Annotated in this window: 2 protein-coding genes and 1 pseudogene; all 3 read left to right on the top strand. The window is 43.7% G+C overall.

Features of this window, described 5'->3' with window-relative positions; genetic code table 11:
- Positions 1–190 (top strand): annotated as a pseudogene (locus JZO70_RS21695) (recombinase family protein); the annotation flags it as partial.
- A gap of 11 nt (positions 191–201) precedes the next feature.
- The gene (locus JZO70_RS21690; protein WP_242704078.1) at positions 202–966 is read left to right on the top strand and encodes a helix-turn-helix domain-containing protein; all 765 of its coding nucleotides are present in this window, start codon (positions 202–204) and stop codon (positions 964–966) included.
- 89 nt (positions 967–1,055) lie between these two features.
- Positions 1,056–2,102 carry a C40 family peptidase gene (locus JZO70_RS21685; RefSeq protein ID WP_347565227.1) on the top strand — a complete coding sequence of 349 codons (1,047 nt, stop codon included), beginning with the start codon at positions 1,056–1,058 and terminating at the stop codon, positions 2,100–2,102.
- The last annotated feature ends 225 nt before the right edge of the window (positions 2,103–2,327 follow it).

Below are 2,327 nucleotides of genomic sequence, written 5' to 3'. Positions count from 1 at the left end.
TCTGGTAATTATTCTAGTCATCTGTTTCCTGTTGGCGATCTTTAGTATTAAATTAGTCGAAAGTTACTTTGATCAAGTGTGGATTCAAGTAGTCATCTGTATTGTCGTCACATTAATTATTTTATGGAATGTCTTGGTGGACAGTGAAGCTGTGGAACAGCCTGTGAAGAAACAAACGAAAAAATCCTAGAGAAGGTGGAAATGATGCAACAGCATGTATTGATTTTAACCAGAAATATTTTATCAGAAGAGGGATTGATCCGACAGCTTCATTATTTAAACTATGAGGTTTTGTGCTCGTCGGATCTGCTTCAAGTCTTACAAATGGGCAAGGGTTCTCCCATGTTCTCTTATTTTCAAGCCGTAATCTTGAGCGAAACTTTGAGTAACAGTGAAGTGGAGAAGATTTTGCCGGTTTTGCATACTTTCCCCATCGCTATTCTTCGCAACAGCGAAGTCTATCCGGTTAAGGAACAGACCGAATGGCAGGATCAAGGGATTCATGGTTGGGTTTCAAAGAACGGCACGATCGAGACGTTAAGAGAAGCGATAGCCGAAGCGCTTCAAACGGTGTACGAACAAAGAATGGCCAGCAGTCAGATTTTGGCGTTTCCTGTTGGGGATAGTGAATCTGAAAGAAGCTTAGTGAAGACAGTTTGGAATAGTTTTTCCAAGACAGAGAAGAAAGTGTTCGAACAGTTGTTGCAGGCTAAGAACGATGGGGTACTTTCTCGGAAAGAAATTTGTGATTACTTATGGCGGGAAGGAGAAACTCCTTCCAATATGAGTCAATTGTCTTGTTTGATCAATAAGATCAAGCGGAAGTTCGAACGGGCTGGGATTAAAGATGAGATCGTAGTTACCTTATGGGGCCGGGGCTATAAGCTGAATGAAGAATTCCGTGAACGGTGGCTGGGTGAAGAACAAGCCTTGCTTGGCTTTCCACCACAATTGGCAACAAATTAGAAGCAGCGCTCAATCAGGGGATTGAGCGTTTTTCTAGCAGTGCCAGCTTTTACAAAGGCAGGCTGTCATTTTGGGAAGAGTATTAGGGGGTGCGAACAATTAAACGAGTCCACATAATAATTTTACTGATGATCGTTGGGCTGTCTGGCATTTCTGGAAGTGTCTATGCAGAGCCGAAAGACGAGACGCAGCAAAACATTGCCCAGCTTCAGGAACGGTTGAGCCAATTGAATGACGACATTTCAACTTCGGTGGTCCAACAGGCAGAACAAGAAAAAAAGATTCAGATACTGGATCAGGAACTGGTTGAGCAGGAAAAGAAAGTGACCGAGATGACAGGGAATTTAGCGCAGTTAGAAAAGGAAATTCAAGAGCGGGTTCGCGCGATTCAGCTAACCGATGCCAATCAGCAGGCTTCCTTTTTTAAGGTGGATGGCTGGGCGAAGATGCTAAGCTCCATCAAGGGAATCGAGTCGGTTCGCAAGACTGATACAGCTCGGGCCAAGGAATATACGTCTCTGGTAGAGGACATTACGAAACAACAGAAAGAATTGGAAAAACGACGGACAACCTCTGAAGCTGCACAACAAGAACTGAACACCACAATTGAAAAACAAAAAGCCAGCAAGGAGCAATTAGAGAAAGAACTAAAGGAGAATGAAGTACTGCTGGCTCGGATTCAAGAAGAAGAGCGGCAGCAAGAACAAGCCTTGAAAGCCCAACAGGAAGCCTTGTGGCAACAAGTTGTTTTAGGTCAGACCCTTACTACAGAAGAAGAAGTGACAGAAAAAGCGCAGGACATTATTCTGTCGGCCAAGCAATATCTGGGCGTACCATATGTTTGGGGCGGAACGACGCCCGCGGGCTTCGACTGCAGTGGATTGATGCAGTGGGTCTTTGCCCAGAATGGGATTTCGATTCCAAGGGTGAGTCAGGCGCAACAGGCTTCCATTAAGGAAATCCCGATTAATGAAGTGCAGCCTGGGGATTTAGTCTTTTGGGGTAAGCCGGCGCATCATGTGGCGTTGTATATCGGAGATGGCTACTTTATTCAAGCACCGCAGCCGGGAGATGTGGTGAAGATCACCCATAGCAGCTGGTATCCTTTTGAAAGTGCCGGGCGGGTGTTGAATTAAATCATAAAAAAATAGGAGTGGTTGAAGGACAGGATGTTGTCTTTCAGCCACTCCTATTTGTGTGTCTGTTGATTGCTGCAGGATAGTTATTTTGGCTAAGATTTCAAATAATTTTCGAAACTCATCCTTCCCTCTTGTTAAAGATACAATCTGTTCTTTATTGGAATATGACTAAAATTAGATGAGTTATAATTAACGACAATATTTTCTTTGAATTATGTAAAA

It is taken from the genome of Candidatus Enterococcus moelleringii (genome assembly GCF_017377575.1).
GTDB classification, from domain to species: Bacteria; Bacillota; Bacilli; order Lactobacillales; family Enterococcaceae; genus Enterococcus_A; species Enterococcus_A moelleringii.
The sequence above is the reverse complement of the archived record's forward strand: the minus strand, read 5'-3'. Positions and strand labels throughout refer to the sequence as shown.

Bases quoted from the DNA above. Each gene is read 5' to 3' on its own strand.
- JZO70_RS21690 (WP_242704078.1), top strand. From the start codon at position 202: ATGATGCAACAGCATGTATTGATTTTAACCAGAAATATTTTATCAGAA.